Origin of the sequence: Bacillus sanguinis (assembly GCF_018332475.1) — a bacterium.
GTDB lineage: Bacteria > Bacillota > Bacilli > Bacillales > Bacillaceae_G > Bacillus_A > Bacillus_A sanguinis.
In genome coordinates this window covers 1-790 of record NZ_BOQB01000543.1, presented here as the reverse complement: position 1 = coordinate 790, position 790 = coordinate 1, and the positions used below count along the sequence as shown (strand labels likewise).

Annotated in this window: 2 protein-coding genes; both read left to right on the top strand. The window is 30.1% G+C overall.

Translation table 11 applies throughout. From position 1 onward, the window contains the following. A partial coding sequence (locus KI369_RS28410) for a hypothetical protein (protein WP_212958984.1) occupies positions 1-489 on the top strand: 489 nt, incomplete at its 5' end. 17 nt (positions 490-506) lie between these two features. Next, on the top strand, positions 507-695 hold the full coding sequence (locus tag KI369_RS28405; protein WP_151632170.1) for a hypothetical protein: 189 nt from the start codon (positions 507-509) through the stop codon (positions 693-695). Positions 696-790 lie beyond the last annotated feature (95 nt).

Below are 790 nucleotides of genomic sequence, written 5' to 3'. Positions count from 1 at the left end.
GATGTGTTTATTTTTAAAAAAATAATATCTTCATTAATGGTATTAGTACTTATGTTTTCTTTTGGTACAGGAGCATTTGCACAAGTGGAAAATGGAAACTTAGAAGTGCAAGTTTCTGATTATCAAGCTGGCCTGTTTGCTGCTCAGTTTGCCACAAAAAACGAATTGGGATTATATGAATATAATGAACAAGAATTAATCGACATAGGGGCATCAGAGCAAGAAGCAACATATATAAAAGAATACTTTGAGAATATGGATGCAGGGCAAGTTCTAATGGTTGAATCAGCAAAAAGAGGAGAAATCCAATATGTATTTCCTGCAATACCAGTAGTTTTAATCCCAATAGGTAAATATCTAATTGGTGCAGTTGGGGCTGTGATTATTAATGAAGTAATTCAATATGAAATTGGGAAAGCTTGTCAAAAATTAAAAGGCAAATATGGTTTCTTTACTGACTTTTGTAAAACTAGAGGATATATTAAATAGTACAAAGGAGGAAGCTGATGGCTATTACGTTTAAACCATTGTATCTATTTCTAGCTTTGTTATTGGGGCTTTTAACAAGAAGTTTCTTTTCTGGATTACAATTTGATTCTATTGTTATGAATGGTATTTCATTGCTGTTATTAACAATTTTTTACATAACTATTCTCGTATTGATTTTTCAAATTGTTATTCCGAAGTTAAAATAAAAAAAGAGAGAACTCTTTAGAAACTAGATTGATTTTATCTAGGGGATATAAGGTTCTCTTTTTTTATTGATTTAGCTGGATTTTATTGCTATTAT

Excerpts from the sequence above, each read along its gene's own strand:
- KI369_RS28405 (WP_151632170.1), top strand. The coding sequence starts at position 507 with ATGGCTATTACGTTTAAACCATTGTATCTATTTCTAGCTTTGTTATTG.